18 protein-coding genes and 2 pseudogenes are annotated in these 21376 nt (G+C 70.4%); 12 read left to right on the forward strand and 8 right to left on the reverse strand.

Annotated elements, in window-relative coordinates:
- Positions 1-10: 10 nt before the first annotated feature.
- A complete protein-coding gene (mca, locus tag P8T65_RS16360; protein ID WP_184906449.1) occupies positions 11-862 on the reverse strand; it encodes a mycothiol conjugate amidase Mca in 852 nt (283 codons plus the stop codon).
- A 211-nt stretch (positions 863-1073) separates the two neighbouring features.
- On the opposite strand from mca, the gene P8T65_RS16365 reads away from it, so the two are divergent.
- Positions 1074-1472 (forward strand): DUF4307 domain-containing protein, encoded by a 399-nt coding sequence (locus P8T65_RS16365; protein WP_316726090.1) that lies wholly within the window; start codon positions 1074-1076, stop codon positions 1470-1472.
- A gap of 210 nt (positions 1473-1682) precedes the next feature.
- Positions 1683-2183, forward strand: coding sequence for a transcription elongation factor GreA (greA, locus tag P8T65_RS16370; protein WP_230219785.1), 501 nt, complete (start codon positions 1683-1685; stop codon positions 2181-2183).
- A gap of 64 nt (positions 2184-2247) precedes the next feature.
- Here greA and ilvA read toward each other — a convergent pair whose 3' ends face one another.
- Positions 2248-3477 (reverse strand): threonine ammonia-lyase, encoded by a 1230-nt coding sequence (gene ilvA / locus P8T65_RS16375; RefSeq protein ID WP_316726091.1) that lies wholly within the window; start codon positions 3475-3477, stop codon positions 2248-2250.
- A 164-nt stretch (positions 3478-3641) separates the two neighbouring features.
- On the opposite strand from ilvA, the gene P8T65_RS16380 reads away from it, so the two are divergent.
- From P8T65_RS16380 to P8T65_RS16390, 3 genes are all read left to right on the forward strand, one after another.
- On the forward strand, positions 3642-4136 hold the full coding sequence (locus P8T65_RS16380) for a MarR family winged helix-turn-helix transcriptional regulator (RefSeq protein WP_184906451.1): 495 nt from the start codon (positions 3642-3644) through the stop codon (positions 4134-4136).
- Positions 4137-4276: 140 nt separating this feature from the next.
- Positions 4277-4768, forward strand: a complete 492-nt coding sequence (locus P8T65_RS16385) for a sigma factor-like helix-turn-helix DNA-binding protein (protein WP_316726092.1) — start codon at positions 4277-4279, stop codon at positions 4766-4768.
- Complete coding sequence (locus P8T65_RS16390) at positions 4765-5013, forward strand: hypothetical protein (RefSeq protein WP_184904224.1); 249 nt, start codon at positions 4765-4767, stop codon at positions 5011-5013. Before P8T65_RS16385 ends, P8T65_RS16390 begins: the two co-directional genes overlap by 4 nt.
- A gap of 60 nt (positions 5014-5073) precedes the next feature.
- Here the strand turns inward: P8T65_RS16390 and P8T65_RS16395 are convergent, their stop codons facing one another.
- Positions 5074-6228, reverse strand: coding sequence for a cystathionine gamma-synthase (locus P8T65_RS16395; protein ID WP_184904226.1), 1155 nt, complete (start codon positions 6226-6228; stop codon positions 5074-5076).
- Positions 6229-6426: 198 nt separating this feature from the next.
- On the opposite strand from P8T65_RS16395, the gene P8T65_RS16400 reads away from it, so the two are divergent.
- From P8T65_RS16400 to msrA, 4 genes are all read left to right on the forward strand, one after another.
- Positions 6427-7545, forward strand: a complete 1119-nt coding sequence (locus P8T65_RS16400; protein WP_316726093.1) for a hypothetical protein — start codon at positions 6427-6429, stop codon at positions 7543-7545.
- 176 nt (positions 7546-7721) lie between these two features.
- The gene (locus P8T65_RS16405) at positions 7722-9362 is read left to right on the forward strand and encodes a M48 family metalloprotease (protein WP_316726094.1); all 1641 of its coding nucleotides are present in this window, start codon (positions 7722-7724) and stop codon (positions 9360-9362) included.
- The gene (locus tag P8T65_RS16410) at positions 9359-10456 is read left to right on the forward strand and encodes a hypothetical protein (protein ID WP_316726095.1); all 1098 of its coding nucleotides are present in this window, start codon (positions 9359-9361) and stop codon (positions 10454-10456) included. Before P8T65_RS16405 ends, P8T65_RS16410 begins: the two co-directional genes overlap by 4 nt.
- A gap of 176 nt (positions 10457-10632) precedes the next feature.
- Positions 10633-11298 (forward strand): peptide-methionine (S)-S-oxide reductase MsrA, encoded by a 666-nt coding sequence (msrA, locus tag P8T65_RS16415; protein WP_316726096.1) that lies wholly within the window; start codon positions 10633-10635, stop codon positions 11296-11298.
- Between the two features lie 60 nt (positions 11299-11358).
- On the opposite strand, the gene P8T65_RS16420 is transcribed toward msrA, so the two are convergent.
- Complete coding sequence (locus P8T65_RS16420) at positions 11359-11811, reverse strand: DUF5707 domain-containing protein (RefSeq protein ID WP_316726097.1); 453 nt, start codon at positions 11809-11811, stop codon at positions 11359-11361.
- 192 nt (positions 11812-12003) lie between these two features.
- Between P8T65_RS16420 and P8T65_RS16425 the strand changes: the two are divergent.
- Positions 12004-12559, forward strand: a pseudogene (locus tag P8T65_RS16425) (transposase family protein); the annotation flags it as partial.
- Positions 12560-13545: 986 nt separating this feature from the next.
- Positions 13546-14640 carry a transcriptional regulator gene (locus P8T65_RS16430; RefSeq protein WP_316726098.1) on the forward strand — a complete coding sequence of 365 codons (1095 nt, stop codon included), beginning with the start codon at positions 13546-13548 and terminating at the stop codon, positions 14638-14640.
- A gap of 183 nt (positions 14641-14823) precedes the next feature.
- Here the strand turns inward: P8T65_RS16430 and P8T65_RS16435 are convergent, their stop codons facing one another.
- From P8T65_RS16435 to P8T65_RS16445, 3 genes are all read right to left on the reverse strand, one after another.
- Positions 14824-15378, reverse strand: a complete 555-nt coding sequence (locus P8T65_RS16435; protein WP_316726099.1) for a hypothetical protein — start codon at positions 15376-15378, stop codon at positions 14824-14826.
- Between the two features lie 396 nt (positions 15379-15774).
- Positions 15775-16617 (reverse strand): MBL fold metallo-hydrolase, encoded by an 843-nt coding sequence (locus P8T65_RS16440; RefSeq protein ID WP_316726100.1) that lies wholly within the window; start codon positions 16615-16617, stop codon positions 15775-15777.
- Positions 16618-16814: 197 nt separating this feature from the next.
- The gene (locus tag P8T65_RS16445) at positions 16815-17858 is read right to left on the reverse strand and encodes an NAD(P)-dependent alcohol dehydrogenase (RefSeq protein WP_316726101.1); all 1044 of its coding nucleotides are present in this window, start codon (positions 17856-17858) and stop codon (positions 16815-16817) included.
- Positions 17859-18039: 181 nt separating this feature from the next.
- Here P8T65_RS16445 and P8T65_RS16450 point away from each other — a divergent pair, with 181 nt between their 5' ends.
- Complete coding sequence (locus tag P8T65_RS16450) at positions 18040-18960, forward strand: helix-turn-helix transcriptional regulator (RefSeq protein WP_316726102.1); 921 nt, start codon at positions 18040-18042, stop codon at positions 18958-18960.
- A 76-nt stretch (positions 18961-19036) separates the two neighbouring features.
- On the opposite strand, the pseudogene P8T65_RS16455 reads toward P8T65_RS16450, so the two are convergent.
- Positions 19037-21357: pseudogene (locus tag P8T65_RS16455) on the reverse strand (S8 family serine peptidase).
- Between the last annotated feature and the right edge of the window lie 19 nt (positions 21358-21376).

The following is a 21376-nucleotide window of genomic DNA, read 5'->3' on the forward strand; positions in this document are numbered from 1 at the left end:
TCCCCCAGGGCTAGCGGATGCCCGCAAAGAGGTCGTCCTCCGGGAGCGAGGTGTCCACGAGGGACTTCGCGAGCTCGTACTCCTCGGTCGGCCAGACCTCCTTCTGGATCTCCATCGGGACCCGGAACCAGCCGCCGTCGGGGTCGATCTGCGTGGCGTGGGCGATGAGGGCCTTGTCACGGATCTCGAAGAACTCGGCGCAGGGCACGTGCGTGGTGAGGGTGCGGTCCTTGTGGTCGGACTCGTCCCAGCGCTTGAGCCAGTCGCCGTACGGGGACTCCAGGCCGCGCTCCAGCAGGGCGTTGTGAAGCGCCTCGGTGCGCGGGCGGTTGAAGCCCTGGTTGTAGTAGAGCTTCTGCGGCTGGTACGCCGGGCCGTACTCGGCCTCCGGGTACCGCTCGGTGTCCGCCGCGCCCTCGAACGCCACCATCGAGATCTTGTGGGTCATGATGTGGTCGGGGTGCGGGTACCCGCCGTTCTCGTCGTAGGTGGTGATCACCTGGGGCCGGAACGCGCGGATCCTGCGGACCAGCTCGCCGGCCGCCTTGTCGACGTCCTCCAGGGCGAAGCAGCCGTCGGGAAGAGGCGGGAGGGGGTCGCCCTCCGGGAGGCCGGAGTCGACGAAGCCGAGCCACTCCTGGCCGACGCCGAGGATCTCGCGGGCCTCGTCCATCTCCTTCTTGCGTACCTCGTGAATGTGCTCCTCGATGTACTTGTCGCCCTGCAGTTTCGGATTGAGGATGGAGCCGCGCTCCCCGCCCGTGCAGGTCACGACCAGCACGTCCACCCCCTCGGACACATACTTCGCCATGGTGGCCGCACCCTTGCTCGACTCGTCGTCGGGGTGTGCGTGCACGGCCATCAGTCGCAGCTGGTCAGTCAAGACTCATTCCCTCGTAAGTCGGCGCCCGGCCTGAACGATCGGTGACTCGGCCCGGCGCGATCCGGTGAGTCCATACTGCCGCCCCGCGCGGACACCCGTGTGGGGCGGCCGTCAGGCGCTGGGCGGGGGGCTTCTATAGTGACGGCATCGGGGGGTGGGATATTCCCGGTCCGGATCAGAGAGGGCGACCATGACGACGGCGGGCACACGGCTTCCCGAGGGTCGCTACGGCCGCTCCGCGGACGAGCGCGCGGACCGCAAGCTCGTGATCGTCGGCAGTGTCCTGGCCGCTGCCCTCCTCGTCCTCGTCGGCTGGTTCGCCTACCACTACGTCGCCGGCAACAGGATCAGCGTCGAGATCTACACCTTCGATACCTCGGCGACCTCGGTGAAGGTGCACCTCAGGGGCGACAAGGACGCCGGTGTCGAGGGCTACTGCACCGTGCGCTCCCAGTCCGCGGACGGCGCCGAGGTGGGCCGGGCGGACTTCCGCTTCGACGCCGCCACCACGGACATCGACGAGGTCGTCACCCTGAGGACGACGGCGCGCGGCACCACCGCCGAGCTGCTCGGCTGTCACGCCGGCTGATACCGGCCCGCCGCGCCCCCGGGCCGGGCCCGCGGCCGAGCCATCGGCTCCCCGTACCTCGGCCCTGACCTGCGTCGACGTAACGCTTGTGGTTTATGTCCTCCCCCTTCCGCCACTGAATTGTTAGGCTCGTGGTTTCGCCCACTCGTGAAGGAACATTCTTCTGGGTAGGGCGATGCTTTGTATTCCCAGTACCTACGAGGAGCACCTGTGACCCAGACCAGCGAGAACGTCACCTGGCTGACCCAGGAGGCGTACAACCAGCTCAGGGCCGAGCTGGAGTACCTGTCTGGTCCTGCGCGCACGGAGATCGCCGCCAAGATCGCGGCCGCGCGCGAGGAGGGCGACCTGCGCGAGAACGGCGGGTACCACGCGGCCAAGGAGGAGCAGGGCAAGCAGGAGCTCCGTGTGCGCCAGCTGACCCAGCTCCTGGAGAACGCGAAGGTCGGCGAGGCGCCGGCGTCGGCGGACGGCGCGGTGGCTCCCGGCATGGTCGTGACGATCGCCTTCGACGGCGACGAGGACGACACCGTGACCTTCCTGCTCGCCTCCCGGGAGTACGCCAGCTCCGACATCGAGACCTACTCGCCGCAGTCCCCGCTCGGCTCGGGCGTGATCGGCAAGAAGGTCGGCGAGGACGCCCAGTACGAGCTGCCGAACGGCAAGCTCGCCTCGGTGAAGATCCTCAAGGCCGTGCCCTACCAGAGCTGACCGCACGTCCCTCGCTCGGTCCGGGCCCCGGCACCCTTCGGTGCCGGGGCCCGGTCGTGCGGCATCAGTCGAGGACGGTGTAACCCGCCTGCCGCAGGGCGAGGTTGACCTCCGCGCAGTGCTTCGGGCCCCTGGTCTCCAGGTGCAGTTCGACCTCCACCTCGGTGAGCCCGAGCCGGGGGTCGGTGCGTACGTGGCTCACGTCCAGGACGTTGGCGTCGACCGCCGACAGCACCCCGAGGAGCGTCGCGAGGGCGCCGGGGCGGTCGGTGAGCCGGAGGCGTACCTGGAGGTAGCGGCCGCCGGCGGCCATGCCGTGGCGCAGGATGCGCTGCATCAGCAGCGGGTCGACGTTGCCGCCGGAGAGCACCGCGACGACCGGGCCCTCGAAGGACTCCGGGTCGCGCAGCAGGGCCGCGACGGGGCTGGCGCCGGCCGGTTCGACGACCAGCTTGGCCCGCTCCAGACAGAGCAGCAGGGCGCTGGAGAGGTCGTACTCCGAGACCGTGCGGATCTCGTCCACCAGGTCGGCGATGATCCCGAACGGCACGTCGCCGGGCCGTCCGACCTTGATGCCGTCGGCCATCGTCGCCGGGTTCTGCACCGCCACGGGCCGCCCGGCGGCCAGCGACGGCGGATACGCGGCGGCGCCCTCCGCCTGGACGCCGATGACCCGCACGTCCGGCCGCAGCGCCTTCACCGCGACCGCGATGCCCGCCGCGAGCCCTCCGCCGCCGACCCCGACGACGATCGTCCGCACCTCCGGGCACTGCTCCAGGATCTCCAGGCCGACCGTGCCCTGGCCGGCGATGACGTCATGGTGGTCGAACGGGTGGATGAACACCGCGCCGGTCTCGGCCGCGTACTCCTGGGCCGCGGCCAGCGTCTCGTCGACCACCGTGCCGTGCAGCCGCACCTCGGCGCCGTACTCCTCGGTCGCGCTGATCTTGGGCAGCGGGGCGCCCTTCGGCATGAAGACCGTGGAGCGCACCCCGAGCAGGGAGGACGCGAGGGCGACCCCCTGGGCGTGGTTGCCGGCGCTCGCGGCGACGACACCGGCGGCGCGCTCCTCGGGCAGCAGACCCGCGATGCGGACGTACGCGCCGCGCAGTTTGAACGAGCCCGTCCGCTGGAGGTTCTCGCACTTGAGGTGCACCGGCGCGCCGACGAGCTGCGACAGATGCCTGCTGCCCTCCATCGCGGTGACACGTGCGACGCCGGTAAGCATCTTCTGTGCGCCGCGCACGTCGTCGAGCGTCACCACCGGAAAGGAGTCAGCCGTGCTGTAGCTCATGACCACCAGTCTCGCAGTTCACAGCGGTGGAACGCGGGTGTGACCAAGGCGCGGGACGGGTTTCAGCGGCGCCGGTACACCCCGCGCCCGGTCCGCGTACTCTGTCCCCCAACCCAGCGCCCCACGCATGAATTGAGCCTTTGGCCATGCCCACAACACCTGAAATGTCGATGGACATGACGACCGTCGGTGACACCGGTCTTCTCGACACGCTGCAGCACGAGGTCGCGGTGTTCGCGCGCCGTGCCGAACAGACCCGGCTCGGCGGCGTCGGGCAGGTGCGCAACTCCATGGACCGTGCCGCGTACCTGCTGCTCAACCGCCTCGACAACGAAGGCCCGATGGGTGTCAAGGCGCTCGCGGCGAGCATGGGGATCGACTCCTCGACGGTCACCCGTCAGGTGGCGCCGCTCGTGGACACCGGACTCGTCAAGCGCACCTCACACCCGGAGGACGGCCGGGCGGTGGTGCTCCAGCTGTCGCCCCGCGGGCTCGCCCGCCTTGAGGAGGTACGTTCCTCCAGGCGTCAGCTGATGGCCGAACTCACCCAGGACTGGGCCCCCGAGGAGCGCGAGGCGTTCTGCTCCCTCCTCACCCGTTTCAACACGGCGCTCTCCACCCGCATGGCGGCGGCGCCGGAGGCACCGTCGCCCTCCTGACCCTTGACCGCGCCCCCGCTCCTGGCCTCATATGAGACCGGGGCCTCGTCGTGGACGGCGGACACCACCGTGCGCGGCGGACCGAACCGTGGGCGGCCGGGCCCCGTTCCCCTCAGGGTCGGCCTCAGGCGGGAGGCGCGGTGCGAGATCGGCATGTGGCCCAAGGCGCCCGCCGGGCCCAGGAGTTCGAGGCGTTCGTCGCGGGTGCGGCGGGGCGGCTGCTGCGGACCGCCACCCTGCTCACGGCGGAGACGCAGGACGACAACCCGCGCGCGCGGCGGCTGCTGACGCACGCCCTCGCCCATACGTACGCCACCTGGGACCGGCTGCGCGGTGAGGACCCCTACGACCGGACCCGTCAGCAGCTGGCCCTCCGATTCGCGCGCGCGGCCTGGCACCACCACGCCCTCTTCCGCCACACGCGCGGGGGCGTCCTGCGCGTCCTCGGTCCCCAGGAGCGGCTGATCCTGGTGCTCCGGCTCTACGAGGGGGTCGCCGAGGAACAGACGGCGGCGCTGCTCGGGCTGCCCGTCGAGCGGGTGCGGACGATCTGTCTGCGCGCGATGGCGACCGTGTTGCATCCCCCGCGCGAGGTCGCCGCCCAGAAGGTGGTGGAGGTGGCGCCGTCATGAGTCTGCGGGAGCGCGAGACGGCCGTACGGCTGATCCTGGAGCGCGGGCCGGTCCAGGTGCCGCCCGACCTGTGCACGGCGGCGATGCGACGCGGCGGGCGCATGCTGCGGCGCCGGACGCTGGCCCGCCGTCTGCTGTGGCTGGTGCTGACGGCGGCCGTGGTCGCGTTCCTCGTGTGGGCGCTGACGACCCGCCCCTGGGTGGAGCCGCCGTCGACGACGACCCCACCGGTGGTCGACTGGTGAGCCACCGGTGGGCGACCGATGGGGCGCGACCGGGAACGATCCCGGTCGCGTTCGGGGTGCCTAGCCCAGGGCCTGCTGGAGGTCCTCCAGGAGGTCGTCGACGTTCTCGATGCCCACGGAGAGGCGGACGAGGTCGGCGGGCACCTCCAGGGCCGAGCCGGCGGCCGAGGCGTGCGTCATGCGTCCCGGGTGCTCGATCAGGGACTCGACGCCGCCCAGGGACTCCCCGAGGGTGAACACCTTGGCGCGGTCGCAGACCGCGACGGCCGCCTCCTCGCCACCGGTGACCCGGAACGACACCATGCCGCCGAACGCCTTCATCTGCTTGGCGGCGACCTCGTGCCCGGGGTGCTCGGGCAGGCCCGGGTAGAGCACGCTCGACACGCGCGGGTGCCGGGTCAGCATGTCGGCGACCTTGGTGGCGTTCTCGCTGTGCCGGTCCATGCGGACGGCGAGCGTCTTGGTGCCGCGCAGCACCAGCCAGGAGTCGAAGGGCCCGGCGACCGCGCCCATCGCGTTCTGGTGGTACGCCAGTTCCTCGCCCAGCTCCTGGTCGCCGACGATCAGGGCGCCGCCGACGACGTCGGAATGGCCGCCCATGTACTTGGTGAGCGAGTGCACGACGACGTCCGCGCCGAGCGCGAGCGGCTGCTGCAGGTAGGGCGTGGCGAAGGTGTTGTCGACGACCAGCTTCGCGCCGGCCTCACGGGCGACCTGGGCGACGAGCGCGATGTCGGTGATCCCGAGCAGCGGGTTGGAGGGGGTCTCCACCCAGACGACCTTCGTCTTGGGGGTGATGGCGGCACGGACGGCCGCGGGGTCGGAGGTGTCGGCCACCGACCAGTCCACGCCCCACCGGGAGACGACCTTCGCGAAGAGGCGGAACGTGCCGCCGTACGCGTCGTCGGGGATGACCACGTGGTCGCCGGGGCTGAGCAGCGTACGCAGCAGGCAGTCCTCGGCGGCCAGCCCGGACGCGAAGGCGAGGCCGCGGCGGCCGCCCTCCAGGGCGGCGAGGTTCTCCTCCAGCGCGGTGCGGGTGGGGTTGGCGCTGCGGCTGTACTCGTAGCCGCCGCGCAGACCGCCTACGCCGTCCTGCTTGAAGGTCGAGACCTGGTAGATCGGCGGGACGACCGCGCCCGTGAGGGGATCCGCGGTGTTGCCCGCGTGGATCGCGAGGGTCTCGAAGTGTTGGCTGTGGTGGGTGTCGCTCATGGGTATCGAGCCTAAGCGCTCCGCGCGGATGCCGGGCGCCTCATGGAGTGGGGGCGGCCGGCATGTGGCGACAGCGGGTGCGTCGTGGCCGGCCGCGCAGTTCCCCGCGCCCCTGAAAGCACAGGGCTCCGCCACGGCCTTCAGCCTGGCCCGCCCCCGGGTTGGGCGATTGTCACTGCGGTCTGGAACCCTTGTGGCATGGAGATTCTCTGGGTCCTGATGGCGATGCTCATGATCGGGTTCGTGATGTGGCCGATCGTGGCGCGGCGGCGGGCCGGTATTCAGCAGGTCGAGGCGGGCCATCCCGACGCGGCGGACCCGGCGAACTACGGTTTCGTGCGCCAGGAGCTGCTGGACGTGCGGATGCCGGGGCCCGACCAGGATCTGCTGGACGTGCTGGACGTGGTGCAGCGGTCCCAGGACTACCGCGCGGCGAAGCAGCTGCTGGCCGCTACGGACGCGGTCGGCGAGGTCAGATGGCAGCGGGTGCAGGCGTTCGCGGGCGCGGCGGCGCTGGAGCTGGCGCAGCGTCCCGGTGGGGTGGGCGAGACGCCGGGCGGACAGTGGCTGCGGGTGTGGCGCGCGGAGGCCCCCAAGGACGCGGGCGGCGCGGCGGTGCACGCGGAGTTCCTGGTGCAGCAGGCGTGGCGGACGTCGACGCCGGGCACGGACGACTTCCGCATCATCATGGAGGAGGCCAGGTCGGCGTGTGGTGACGCGGCGCTGCTGGCCCCGGGCGACCCGATCCCGTACATCATCGAGCTGTCGGTGGCACGCGGGCTGCGGTACTCCCGCGAGGAGTTCGAGCAGCTGTGGCTGAAGATCCTCGACCGGGCCCCGGCGCACATGGGCGCGCACCTGGCGGCCCTGCACTACTGGTGCGAGAAGTGGGACGGCTCGCGGGAGCTGGCGTACTCCTTCGCCGAGGCGGCCGCCGCCCGAGCGCCGCAGGGTTCGCTGCTGGCGGCCATGCCGCTCTTCGCGGTCTTCGAGCACCTGCCCGAGGTGAACCTGGTGCAGGGCTTCTACGAGAGCGAGGTCGTCACCAAGGCGATCCACGGCGCCCTGTTCGCGGTGCACGCGGCGCGCCCCGACGATCCGATGCTGGCCCATGTCCGCCATCTGCTGATCCTGTTCCTGGTCCGCTCCGAGCGCTGGTCGGAGGCCATGAACCAGCTCGTCCACGTCGACGGCCACGTGGGCGCCCTCCCCTGGACCCTCACCTCCGACCCGGCGGCGGACTACGCGCTGTACCGGGCGCTGGCGGTCGCGGGGTACGAGGCGAACGGAGGCAGTCCGGCGACGCTGCTGCACTGACCCCCGGCGAGACGCGCGGCCCCTCCGGTAAGCCCTTGCGACCCCGCACACCCGTGCGAAATACTCCGCCCCTCACTCCTTTGGCCATGGACACGCCTCAGAGCGGCCCTGACCACCCTTTTTCACCGTATACATGATCGTCGTTCGCGATCTTTCCGTGGGGGGAAGACTGCCCAATGGGCGCGACCTTGCGCGCACTGCGCGCCCTCGTGCTGCTCGCCGGCTTCTATCTGCTCGGCGTGATCCTGCTCGCGGCGCTCGCCGGCGCCGACTACCTGCTCCACCTGCACGCTCCGTCCGGCGTCGCCGCCAAGCTGTACCTGGTCTCCGTACTGCTCGCGATCCCGCTGGTCCGCGGCCTGTTCATGCTGCGGACACCAAAGGGCGAGGAACTGCCGGGCCTGCCGGTGACCGAGACCGACGAGCCCGAACTGTGGCGGACCGTAAGGGAGTTGGCCGACCAGGTCGGTACCCGGGCGCCCTCCCGGATCGTCCTGACGGCCGACGTGAACGCCGCGGTCACCGAGGACGCCCGGCTGCTCGGCCTGCTGCCCGGCCCGCGCCGCCTCTACCTCGGCGTACCGCTGCTCCAGGGCCTGACCGAGGCGCAGCTGCGCGCGGTCCTCGCCCACGAGCTGGGCCACTACTCGAACTCCGACACCCGGCTCGCGGCCCTCACCGTGCGCGGCCGCGCCCAGGTGCTGCGCACCGTCCGGCACTTCGAGGAGCGGGCCGACAAGACCGCCGGACGCGAACGGGCCCGGCAGGAGAAGAAGAACGCCAAGGCCGCGGCCAAGGGGAAGAAGACCAGGGAGATCGACACCCGGCACGCGGGCGTCACGTACCGCGTGATGGCGAAGATCTACATCGGCTACGCCAAGCTGTACATCCGCGCCACGCTCGCCGGCTCCCGCCGCCAGGAGTACGCCGCCGACCTCGCGTCCGTCCGTGTCGCCGGCCGGGACGCCACCGCGTCGGCGCTGCGCGAGATACCGGCCCTGGACGCGGCGTACGACTTCTACATGAACAGCTACGCCACGCTCGGCGCCGAGGCCCGGCTGATGCCGCCGCGCGGCGAGTTCTTCGGCGGCTACGGCCGGATGCTCTCCGCCCGCCAGCTCGAACTGGTCGGCCTGCGCACCGACCTGCCCACCGAGCCGGCCTCCCCCTACGACTCGCACCCGCCCATCGCCGACCGCGTCGAGCGGATCGAGGCGCTGCCCGCCGACAGCCGCGCGGACGAGGCCCGGGGCGCGGCACTCGGCCTGCTCGCCGACCCGGACCGGACCCTCGCGGCGCTGGAGGACGCGGTCCTCACCGAGGACGTGCTGCGGTTCGGTCGCACCGCCGGCTGGCAGGAACTGCTCGACGGGTCGATGGTCGCGAACTTCGCCTGCCTCGACACCCCGCTGCACCGGGCGCTCGCCATGTACACCAAGGAACGCCCGACGCCGGCCGCGCTGCTCAAGGTGATCGACGACGGTCAGCTGTGGCAGCTGGCGCGGCGGCTGCCCCTCTCGGACCAGGCGGCCGAGGCGCAGGGGCGGGCCTTCCGTGAATTCGTACGGCCCGCGCTGGCCGACGCGCTGCAGGGCATGGTGCTGGCCGAGCTGAGCGCGCACTCCCGGCTGAGCTGGGACTTCTCCTGGTCGGAACCGGCCTCGGTACGACTGGCGCCCGCCCCGGACGGCACGCAGACCGACCTCGGCGCCGCGATCGAGGCGGCCGTCGCCGACCACCCCGACACCCGCCCGCTGCGCACACTGCTGCCCACCCCCCAGGGCCCCGCCGCCCGAGAAACGGACGCACCGCGATGACCGTACTGCTGTGGATACTGGCCGTCCTGGCGGTACCGACCCTGCTCTTCGGGCTCTGGATCGCCGGGGTGTTCCTCAAGGAGTTCTTCCGCGCCGGCGGCGACGTCGACCCGGACGTCGCGGAAAAGATGGGGCTGCTGCCGGCCGAACGGCAGAACACCGAGTTCGCCGGCCCGCTCCCGGCCGGGGTGGACTCGGCGCTCGCCGCCGTCCGCGGCGGGGACTGGAAGGCGGCCGCCAAGCTGATGCACGACACCGGCCGGGACTGGGAGCGCCGCTCCTTGGCCGCGTATCTGCTGGGCGAGATCGCGGCCAAGGAGGACGACTGGCTGCTCGCGTGGGAGGCGGACCGTCCCGACGCCCCCGACGCCGCCGTCGTCCGCGCCCGGAGCACGGTCATCCTGGCCTGGGACCTGCGCGGCGGGAAGCGGGCCAAGTACACGACCGGTGAGCAGTTCCAGGGCTTCCACCGGATGCTGGAACGTTCCCGCGAGGAGATCGGCCGGGCGGCGGCGCTCAACCCCGACGACCCGACGCCGTTCATCACCGAGATCTGGGTCGCACTCGGGCTCGGCTACCCGCACTCCGAGATGGACCGGCTCTGGTCGGAGATCACGGCTCGCGCCCCGCACCACTACGAGGCCCACTTCTCGGCGCTCCAGTACTGGTGCGCGAAGTGGCGGGGCTCGGAGAAGCTGGCGACGGAGTTCGCCGAGCGCGCGGCGGCCCGGGCACCGCTGGGCAGCCTGCTCACCGCGTTCCCTCTGATCGCGCACTTCGAGCACGACACGTCGGACGACGCGGAGGCGGACCGTACCCCGAGGATGATCGGCCGCGTGGACGCCGGTCTCACGGACGCGGCCGCGGCCGACCCGACGCACCCCCGTCTGCCGGAGCTGAGGCACCTCCTCGCGTACTACCTCTCCCTCCAGGACCGCGACGACGCCGCGCTCGAACAGTTCAGGCTGGTCGACGGGTACGTCAACGCACTGCCGTGGCGCTACCAGGGCGACGACGAGGCGATGGCCGCGCACTACTGCATGATGCGCAACGCGGCGGCGGTGGCGGTGGCGGCGGCGTCCTCGACGGACTGACCGGACGGGCTCGCGGCTCAGGGCTCAGGGGGCGGGGCTCACGGATGCTGGGCTCAGGGCTCAGGAATGCGGGCGGCACCCGGAACGTTCTCCAGGTACCGCCGGCTCGTCACGAGCCACGAAACCACAGCCCACCCCAGCGATCCGCCTCACAGTCCCAAGGAGTAGGAGCCCCGATGCTCTTCGGCCGCACGCCCCAGCTGCCCACCCCCGAGCAGGCTCTGCGTGGACGCGCCGAGCTGCCGTTCACCGTGCCCGACCGCCACACCGTGCTCGGCACCCCGCTCCTCGGCCCCTACCCGGAGGGGTACGAGGTCGCCGACTTCGGCCTCGGCTGCTTCTGGGGCGCCGAGCGCAAGTTCTGGCAGCTCCCGGCGGGCGTGTGGACGACCCTCGTCGGCTACCAGGGCGGCTCCACGGAGAACCCGACGTACGAAGAGGTCTGCTCGGGCCTGACCGGCCACACCGAGGCCGTCCGGGTCGTGTACGACCCCGCGCTGATCTCCTACGAGCGCCTGCTGCAGGTGTTCTGGGAGTCCCACAACCCGACGCAGGGCTACCGTCAGGGCAACGACGTCGGCACGCAGTACCGCTCCGCCGTCTACACCCACACCCCGGCCCAGGCCGCCGCGGCCGAGGCCTCCCGCGAGGCCTACCAGAAGGTCCTCACCGCCGCGGGCCACGGTGACATCACCACCGAGATCCTCCCGGCGGAGGGCCGCACCTTCTACCCGGCCGAGGCGTATCACCAGCAGTACCTCGACAAGAACCCGGCGGGTTACTGCGGCATCGGCGGGACGGGCGTGTCCTGCCCGATCGGGGTGGCGAAGGCCGAGGGCTGAGGCCGCGGCGCCGGGGCGCGCGTCGTCGTCCGCCTCGCTCCCGTCAGGTGCCCGCCCGGGTCACCTGACGGTGAAGCCGGCCGCCTCGCGGTCCAGGGTCGTGGTGCCGTCCTCGGCGGTGGCCAGGACGGCGACGTGCCAGGCGCCGCGCGGGGAGGACTCCGCATCGGAGGCGGTGACCTTGACGCTGTACGTGCAGTGCACGGTGTCCTCCCCGGAGGGCTCGCAGACCGCCCGGTCCACCTCGGCCATGTCCTCGGCGGTCAGCTCGTCCTCGGCGAAGGACGAGTCCTGCGGCCAGGCCAGCACCTGCACACTCCTGACGCCGGAGGGGGCCGTGACGTCGGTGGCGAAGGTCAGCGAGCCGTCGCGGTCGCCGTCGGGAGCGGTGTAGCGGGCGGTGCTGTGCGCCGGCCCCACCGACTCGTCCCCGGCGTAGGCAAGAGTGAGTGCACCGGCGCCGCCGAGAACGACGACACCGGCGGCCACGGACAGAGCGATACGTCGGGACATGAAGATCTCCGTAAGAGTCCGAGCTAGCTGCAATGGGCCGGCGCGTTCACCGCGCCGCGTCACCGATACTCGCCGCGCGGACCCTTGCCGGATATCAGCGCACCTACTCAACTCGGCCTGAGTAGGCCTGTATTGCTTCCTCCCCGACAGGCATCACCGTGGTCTCAGGATCCGGCCCTGTCTGATCTTGCCGTGGCTGGTGTGATCACGGCGTCGGGGCCTTCGTGGAGAGGTCCGTTCACGGGGCTGAGCCCGCAGCAGTTCAACAAGCTGATCGCCGCGCGCACCAACCTCACCCTGCTCCAGATCGCCCGCGTCTTCGGCGTTTCGAAGTCGGCGGCCGACCGGATCGTCGACCACCTCGGACCGGCTCTCGCCCTCCGGCTCCGGCGACGGTTCCGCAAGAACAGCGTGCTCATCGTGGACGGCACGCTGGTCCCCACCCGCGACCGGACCGTGGCCGCCTCCAGCAAGAACTACCGCTGCTCCACCAACCACCAGGCCATAACGACTGCCGGGCCTGGGAAGAGTCCGGCGCGAAGACCGCCGTCGGCACCACCCTCGCAGTGATCGCCGACGGCGGCTACCGGGGCACCGGCCTGACCATCCCGCACCACCGTCGGCACAAGGACGAGGACCTGCCGGCCTGGAAAGAGGAACGCAACGCCTCCCACCGCAAGGTCCGTGCCCGCGTCGAGCACACCTTCGCCGCATGAAATGCTGGAAGATCCTTCGCGACTGCCGCCTCTCAGCAGCCCGCCAATAGCCCCAACCACCCCCAGTTGCACCACTCGTTCGCCCCGTGGCCCGGTGGGCGAGGCAGGTCGATAGCAGCACGCGGGCGACCCGAGTAGGGAACCACCCGCTCCGGCGTCCGCCAGGTACGGGACATCCTCCAGGACCCACTTTTCGGCCATGCCGTTCCGCAGATGCATGATTCACGGAACTTCTCGCCACGATTACAGGCATGGCGATCTCGGGGGCAGGGAGCAATCGATTGGGTGGATTGGGACAGTGGTGGGGCGTCATCGCCGCCGCTCTTCTGATCGCCGCCTGGATCAACAGGGCCGCGGGACCCGTGGTCGTCGCGACCCTGTCGGCGTTGGTGCTGGTCTGGTGCTTCTTCCAGGCGCCCGTGACATGCCGGGCCCCTGCGAGGGGGCGGGAAGACGGTTGCCGGAACAACGCCACCGGTCTTCTCTTGGGCTGTCACATCCGCCAACATCGCTGGCAGAAGCTCAAAATGCTGATCCTCCGGCGGCAGGTACGCGCGTTCCACTCCGGCCTCTTCTCCGTGGGAAGGCCGTTCTCGTCACCCTGGCAGCAGTGGGCAGTTTCCTCTCCGGGCTCGTGGCCTTCATCCCCGGCGTAGCTCTCCGCTGACCTCCGCACGGGGGCCGGGGCCTCGCAGCTGCGCGCGAGCCGTGTCGACGCGCTCCTGCCGTCGTCGGCTGCCGGTCCGCTGCCGCTTGGCAGGGCTGGCCCATGAGACGCGTGGCGTGTCGGGCCTGCCGGGAGGGTAGAGCTCCATCCGGACATTCCGTTGGCCGGGGGTTGGCTATGGACGCGCAAGGGTGGCTGGGTCTGTTGGGCGCGCTGATAGCAGCCGGCGGGTTGTACTACGCGTGGCGTGCACTGGACCAAGCGGTCGTCGGAGAGTCTCGAGCATCCTTCGTCAGGGAACGGACAGACCTCCGACAACGGTTCAGCCAGTTGTGCGAGGTGGCCGCTGACATGCATGTCCTTGCCCGCCCTGCGCTGGAGCGGATCGGCGGTACTTCCCTGTTGTGGGAGGAGAGCATGCGTCCGCCAGCTCTTCTTCCGCTGTCGGCGGTGACATTGGAATGGCAGGACACACCGCCACCCGTCAACCTGCCGCTGCTGCGAGCGGCACGGCGTTGCCTGCCGAAGGAGTCCAAAACGAACCGCTACCAACGCTATTCCTTGGCCATGGGAGTCCTGGCTCGTCCTACCCTCTTCGAAGATCGCCCGTCCTTTCGTCTTGTGCAGGCCGACTGGTCTCATCCTGAAGGGCCTCGTCTGGTTTTCGGTAGCGGCCAGTACTTCGATCTCATCGATCAGAACGAGGCTGTGGCTCACGAACTTGCCGTAGCCACGAGACGGACCCCTGAAAAGAGACCGCCCTGGCGAGCAACACCCATGCGTCGGCTCCTGGCCGAGGATCCACTTTCGCTCGGGAAACGGGTTGTACTTCCCGCTGTCGGCACGCTGACTCTGCGTCGTACACCTGACGGCCAGGGCACGTTCTTCCTCCTCTACCGAGAGGCCGGGAAAGTCGCCACAGGGGAAGGCACCTACGGGCCGCTACCCGCCGGAATGGTTCAGCCTGCATCGTTCTCGCCTCTGGCACACCGTCAGGACCTGGATCTTTGGCGGACCATCATGCGCGAATACAACGAAGAGTTGCTCGGAGCACCAGAGGCCAAAGGGGACGCAGGCACTGAAGTGGACTACGGCCAGCCGCCGTACAGCTCGCTCAACGATGCTCTGGCGGACGGCTCGTTGCGTGTGTGGTGCCTGGGAATGGCGTTGGAGCCGTTGAATCTTGCTGTCTGCATTCTGACGGTGGCGGTATTCGAGGCGGACACTTTCGACACGATCTTCGCTGAGGCGGTTGAGAGAAATGACGAAGGCCTCGTCATCAGCGGATCACGCTCAAATGGGACCATCACTGGCCTGCCGCTCGATGACGCCAGCGTCAACGATCTACCTTCGAGCCGTTTGTCTTCTCCCGCCGCAGGGTTGCTCCGACTGGCGTTGCAGCACAGAGACGTACTGCTGTCGGACCCTCATTCCTTCCAGGCGTAAAGGGTTGTCGGCGCCCCTTGACACAGGTCGTCAAGTCAGCAGCATCTGCGATGCAGCCGTGTCGGAGGTAGTGACAAGACCAACGCGTGCGGCAGCGGCCCTGCGACAACCTCATCCTCGCCGGGTGACAGGCAGGCGACAGCGAGGACGGCCAACGCGAAGAGAGACCAGGAAGCAGGCCGGCTACGACTCCTCTCTCGATCGCGCCCAGGTATGAGTGTCCAGGCTGTCTTGGGGGCCCATGCGGGAGCGCTCGGCGCCGTCGCGTCCCAGGGCCACGATCATGGGACGGAGTCCGCGGCTGATAGAGGGAGACGTCCAAACAGCGATGAGACTGCGCTGCTCGGGGACCTCGATCCGGCGAGCACCGATGAGAACGTGACTCACATCCCGCCCGAGGCGCAATTTGGCGCAGCTGATGAAGGGGGCCGTGGTGATGGAGCACGGTGGGTCAAGGGTGCGAGTGAGGCTGAGCACGCCTGCTCCATTGCGAACGTCGAGCACATCGACGTCGACAGGATCGTCTCCGGATCCACTGCCGCCCCCCACGTACCGCCACTGCTCGCCGAACCACTCCAAAAGCGCAATGTGCTCATGCATCCGTGATGACCTCGGACGCCACAGGATCCAGATCGCCCCGACACCGGCAGCGTCGTCGACATCGGCCGACACCACGTTCAGCACGCGCCGCGGCACCCACCACGGTTGCGCCTCTTTTCCCGCCAGCGCCCTCTTCACCACGCCCAGCAGAAAACTCTCCCACCTGGGTCCCGCCCACACGGCCTCTCCCCATGCCCGCATGGGCCTGCGATACCCGGCATGCGAGGGCATCAAGCCGATACCGCTGAGGCAACGCCTCACCACCGCCGACCCAAAGATCATTACGGGACAGCCCTGAGAGGCCCGGCAACACGGATGTCTCAATCGCGATCAATCTTCGTAGAGCCGATGACCACACGCCGGAGAAGGGACCGAACGGTGTTGGCGGCCGCCCCCGCACGTGTTCGTGCCGGGTACGTTCGCGCACACATGACGAGGCCCCGCTCCGGGGACGCCCCGCGATGCACCTACGGCTGAGATCACGGTTGGGCGACTGGCGGTAGGCGCCTCCCGGCACAGTGAGCCCCCTCGGCCTCAGGGCCCGTGGCCGCCGCCGCTCGGTTCGAAGTCGGCCAGCATGCGTTCCAGGGCCGCCTGGTCCGGGCCCGTGAAGGGTGGGGCGTCCGGGGCCGTGGTGAGGGTGTCGAGGAGTGAGCCGGTGATCCCCGCGGCCGGGGGCAGATGGGTGGAGAGGACGAGGTCCGGCTTGCGGTCCTTCAGCGGCTGGAAGGTCGCGAGGTACTTGTCCATGTCGACCGTCCTGACCCAGGGGCTGTCCACCGTGGCCCACAGCAGCTGGGCAGTGCGCAGATCGTCGACGGCGATGTCCCGGACGTCGCCGGCCTGGGCGAGGTCCGCCGTGGGGAGCGGCGCGCCGAAGCAGTCGGAACTGAAGCAGACACCGGTGAGGTCGTCGAAGAGGCCGACGGTGGCGGGGTTGTCGAACAGGGGCGGGCGGAAGCCGGTGAGCGTGCGGTCGCCGATGTCCATCGTCTCGCCGGGGTTCAGCAGATAGCAGCGGTCGAGGGGCAGCGGGCGTTCGCAGGAGAGGATCCCCGCGCCGATGAAGGTCGTCACGACCCGTGCGTCGGGCGCCGCCGCGAGCAGGTCGAAGATGCCGCCCGTGTGGTCCCGGTCGGGATGGGTGAGCCAGATCCAGCGCACGTCCCGCGGGTCCAGCACCGAGCCGAGCGTCTCGACGAACATCCGGTCGGGCAGGCCCAGGCCCGTGTCGACCACGACGGGCTGGGCGGACAGCAGGACGAACGCGTTCACCGGGATGTGCCCGATCCCCGGCACCTCCAGGCTGTCGGCGATAACGCTGATGTCAGGGCGCAGCCGGTGGACCGTGCCCGGACGGGTCTTCTGCAGGGGCATGTCGCTCACACCTCGCAAGCCCCCCGGGTGGTGATCGCGTCGCGGCCGTCTGTCTCTCTCCCGTTCCCTCCATCGTCGGGCCGCACCCACCACGGGGCAAGCCGCACGGGGGCGCAGCCCCGTGCGGCTCGAGGGGCGCGGGGAACTGCGCGACCAGCCCCCCACTCACCCGCGGCCGAACAGCAACATCAAACCGCTCAGATCGTCGCCGTGTCGATCACGAACCGGTAGCGCACGTCGCTCGCCAGCACCCGCTCGTACGCCTCGTTGATCTGGTCCGCGCGGATCAGCTCGATCTCGGCACCGAGGCCGTGCTCGGCGCAGAAGTCCAGCATCTCCTGGGTCTCCTGGATGCCGCCGATGCCGGAGCCCGCGAGGGTCTTGCGGCCGCCGATGACCGAGAAGAGGTTGAGGGCGACGGGCTCCTCGGGGGCGCCGACGTTCACGAAGGCGCCGTCGGTCTTCAGCAGCGACAGGTACGCGTCCAGGTTCAGCGGGGCCGAGACCGTCGACAGGATCAGGTCGAACGTGCCCGCCAGCTCCTTGAACGTCGCCTCGTCGCTGGTCGCGTAGTAGTGGTCGGCACCCAGCTTCAGGCCGTCCTCCCGCTTGCGGAGGGACTGCGACAGCACGGTCACCTCGGCGCCGAGCGCGTGCGCGAGCTTGACGCCCATGTGGCCGAGGCCGCCGAGACCGACGACGGCGACCTTCTTGCCGGGGCCGGCGTTCCAGTGCTTGAGCGGGGAGTACGTGGTGATGCCGGCGCACAGCAGGGGCGCGGCCTCGTCGAGGGCGATGCCGTCGGGGATGCGCACGGTGAAGGCCTCGTCGACGACGATCTTCTCCGCGTAGCCGCCGTACGTGGGCTCGCCGTCCTTGCCGATGGCGTTGTACGTGCCGACGTTGCCCTTGAGGCAGTACTGCTCCAGGCCCGCCCGGCAGTTCTCGCACTCGCGGCAGGAGTCGACCATGCAGCCGACGCCGACCTTGTCGCCGACGGCGAACTTGGTGACGCCGGAGCCGACGGCCTCGACGACACCGGCGATCTCGTGGCCGGGGACCATCGGGAAGATGGCCTCGCCCCAGCCCTCACGGGCCTGGTGGATGTCCGAGTGGCAGATACCGGCGTACTTGATGTCGATCAGAACGTCGAACTCACCGACCTCACGGCGCTCGATCGTGGTGCGCTCCAGCGGAGCCTTGGCGGCGGGCGCCGCGTAGGCGGCAACAGTGGTGGTCATGCCGGAATTCTCCTGATCTTCGTCCTGCGGCCGGCCTGCCTTCCAGTCGGCCGCGAGGACCAGCCTGCCCCAGACCCCGGAGGTCACCCAGGTCACGGCTTTGCGTACGTCCGCTGGTCCTATCACTGGTGGGGTCAGGCCCACAGGCGTGCGTGGTCGTACGACCATGAATACTTGTTGTATGGACGAACAGCCCGAAGCCGCTCGGGAGCACGAGGCCGGTCAGGCCGCCGGGGCGCTGGACCGGCGTGCCGAGCTCAGCGAGTTCCTGCGCACCCGGCGGGCCCGCCTGCGGCCGGAGGACGTGGGCCTGCCGGCCCTCGGGCGGCACCGCAGGGTTCCCGGGCTGCGCCGGGAGGAGCTGGCGCAGCTGGCCGGTGTGTCGGTGGCGTACTACACGAGGCTGGAGCAGGGCAACGGGCGCAATGTGTCGGCGGAGGTGCTCGACGCCATCGCGCGCGCCCTCCAGCTGAACGACGCCGAGCACGCGCACCTCACCCACCTCGCGAAGCCGAAGGCGCACAAGAAGAAGCGGTCGGCCCGGCCGCAGCAGGTGCGGGGCGCCCTGCGGCAGCTGGTCGACAGCCTGGACGGCATTCCCGCGTACGTCACCGGCCGGCGCTCGGACATCCTCGTGTGGAACCGGATGGCGGAGGCGGTCTTCGGGGGCTGGTCGGCGCTGCCGGCGCAGGAGCGGAACTGGGCGCGGATGGTGTTCCTGCGGCCCGACTACCGGGACCTGTACGTCGACTGGGACCAGAAGGCGGCCGACATGGTCAGCTATCTGCGGATGGACGCGGGCTGCCATCCGGACGATCCGCTGCTGGCGGCGCTGGTGGGCGAGTTGTCGGTGAAGAGCGAGGAGTTCCGGCGGCTGTGGGCGACGCACGACGTGAAGGAGAAGAGCCACGGGGTGAAGCGCATGCACCATCCCCTGGTCGGTGCACTCACCCTCTCCTTCGAGACATTCAGCATGCCCGACGACCACGAGCAGAACCTGATCACCTACCACGCCGAACCGGGCTCGCCCTCCGCCGACGCCCTGCGTCTGCTGGCCAGCTGGGGCACGGACGTGACCCGCTCGTCGACGGCGGCGCCGTAGTCGGGTGCCACGGCGCCGCCCGAGCAGCGGGACGGTTCAGGACACGTCCGTCGATGGACGGTTCAGGGCGCGTCCGTCACCTGCCGAAGTACGCGTCGTGGGTCGTGACCGTCGACCGGTTCCCCTTCTTGTCGGTGACCACGGCGCGCAGGGAGACGCTCTTCCCCGCCGCCGGGGCCTTCTGGGTGAACCGGCCGTTCTTCAGGGCGGCCTTCGTCCACTTCTTGCCGTCGCCGGACACGTACACGGCCAGTGACTTGAGGTTCCCGCCCCTGGCCGCGCCCTGCACGGTGACGCGGACGGTGCCCTCGCTGCCGGCGCGGACGGTGCTGTCGAGTCCCAGGAACGGGGCGCCGAAACGGACGGTGGAGACCGGGAGTTTCGAGTCGCTCGCGGTCTTCTCCGAGGTGAAGGTCCAGCTCGCGTCGATCCGGGAGGCGGCCCCGGCCAGAGCGGCGGAGCGGGAGATGGAGGTCGTCAGACGGTAGGCGGCAAGGCCCGCCGGGACCTTGAACTGACCCGACCCGTCCAGCGCGTCCTCACTGGTGGCGATCTTCTCGCCGCCCCGGTGGAGGACCGTCGTGACCTTCTCGTAGAAGGAGGCCCCGGCGTGCCCGCGCCCGTCGGCGAACATCGGCAGCAGCCCGTAGATCTGGTTCCGGTCGCGGCGGATGCCGTAGAACCCGGTGATCTTGGGGCCGAAGACCCCGACGTTGAAGGTCTGTGCGTACGTCCGGCCGGCCTTGAAAGTGTGAGGCTGTCGCCGGTCGTGTAGTACGCGTCCAGGAGCGGGAAGCCCTGCTCGTCCTCGGCGCCGTACTGCTCGAAGTCGAGGCTCCACTTCACCCCGTGCACGGCGGACAGATGCAGTGTGCGGGTGCCGGGCAGCGGCTGCGGGACGGCGACGGCGGGTGAGCCGGAGCTGCCGGGAAGCCAGGCCCAGGGAATGACTGCGCCCGTCTTCCCCGCGGCGGAGGAGCCCAGGCCGGTCCTCACGCTGGACAGTTCGCCCTTCTTCCAGGTGAGGAGGGCGGCGGCGCCCGCGACATGCGGGGTCGCCATCGAGGTGCCGGAGATGGTCAGGTACCCCTCGGGCTTCTGACCGACCTCCTCGTCGATGACGCTGCCCGGGGCCGCGGCGGCGGTGATGCCGACGCCGGGCGCGGTGACGTCGGGTTTGATCTGCCCGTCCATGCCGGGGCCCCGGCTGGAGAACAGGGCGATCCTGTCCTTGTCGTCGACGGCGCCGACGGTGAGGGCGGCGGCCGCGCCGCCCGGCGAGCCGACCGTCCGCTCCCCGTCGCCCTCGTTGCCGGCGGGGACCGCGAAGAGGATGCCCTTCTCGGCGGAGAGCTTGTTGATCATCGCCTCCATCGGGTCGACCTCGGGGGTGTCGCCTCCGCCCAGGCTGAGGTTGACCACGTCGGCGCCCTGCTCGGCGGCCCACTCCATGCCCGCGATGATGCCGGAGTCGTCGCCGAAGCCCTCGTCGCTGAGCACCTTGCCGTTGAGGAGCTCGGCGCCGGGCGCGACGCCCTTGTACCTGCCCTTGGACCGGGCCCCGGTGCCCGCCGCGATGGAGGCGACATGTGTGCCGTGGCCGTACTTGTCGGTGGTGTCGGGCGAGGTGGAGAAGTTCTTGGCGACCGCCACCTGGCCCTTGAGGCCGGGGTGGGTGGCGTCGACGTCCGTGTCCAGGACGTCGATGGTGACGCCCTTGCCGTCGAAGCCCGCCTTCCAGGCCTTCGGGGCGCCGATCCGGGCGACCGAGGTGTCGAGGGCGACCTTGCGGACGCCGTCCAGCCAGAGGTGCGCGACCCCGGTGGCGGTGGTGCCGTCGGTGTCGGTGACCGCCTTCCACAGCTCGGCGGCGTCGTCCCTCGGGGTGAGCACGGCGTCGGCGTTCAGGGTCTTCAGGGTGCGCCGGACCTTGGTGCCGCCGGCGTCCCGTACGTCGGCGCGGGCGCCCGCGGCGGGTCCCGCGTAGCCGACGATCAGGGTGAGGCCCTGCTTCTGCGAGGTGCGGGTCGCCGACCGGTTCAGCACGGTGATGTCGAAGAGCCGTTTGTCGACCCTTCCGCCGGCGATGAGCCGGGCCGCGTCGGCCGGCAGCACATAGGTGTGGCCGTGGGCCGTACGGACCTGCACCGGCATGTCCTCCCGGCCCTTAGCCCGCTCCAGGCCCAGCACCCGGCCCCCGTCGTCGACGAGCACGCGGTCACCGGTGACGAGGGTGATGCGGTGGCTCACCCTGCCTCCCGCGCCACGGGCGTCGGGGCCGCCGACCGGAGTCTCGCCGGGGGCGCGCTCGGATATCGCGGACGCCGGCCTGGTCAGGCCCGCCGTCGTCCCCACGGCCGCACCCGCCGTCGTCCCCACGGTCGTGCCCGCCGTCACCACCACGGCCGACGCCAGG

The organism is Streptomyces sp. 11x1 (assembly GCF_032598905.1).
Classification (GTDB): Bacteria; Actinomycetota; Actinomycetes; order Streptomycetales; family Streptomycetaceae; genus Streptomyces.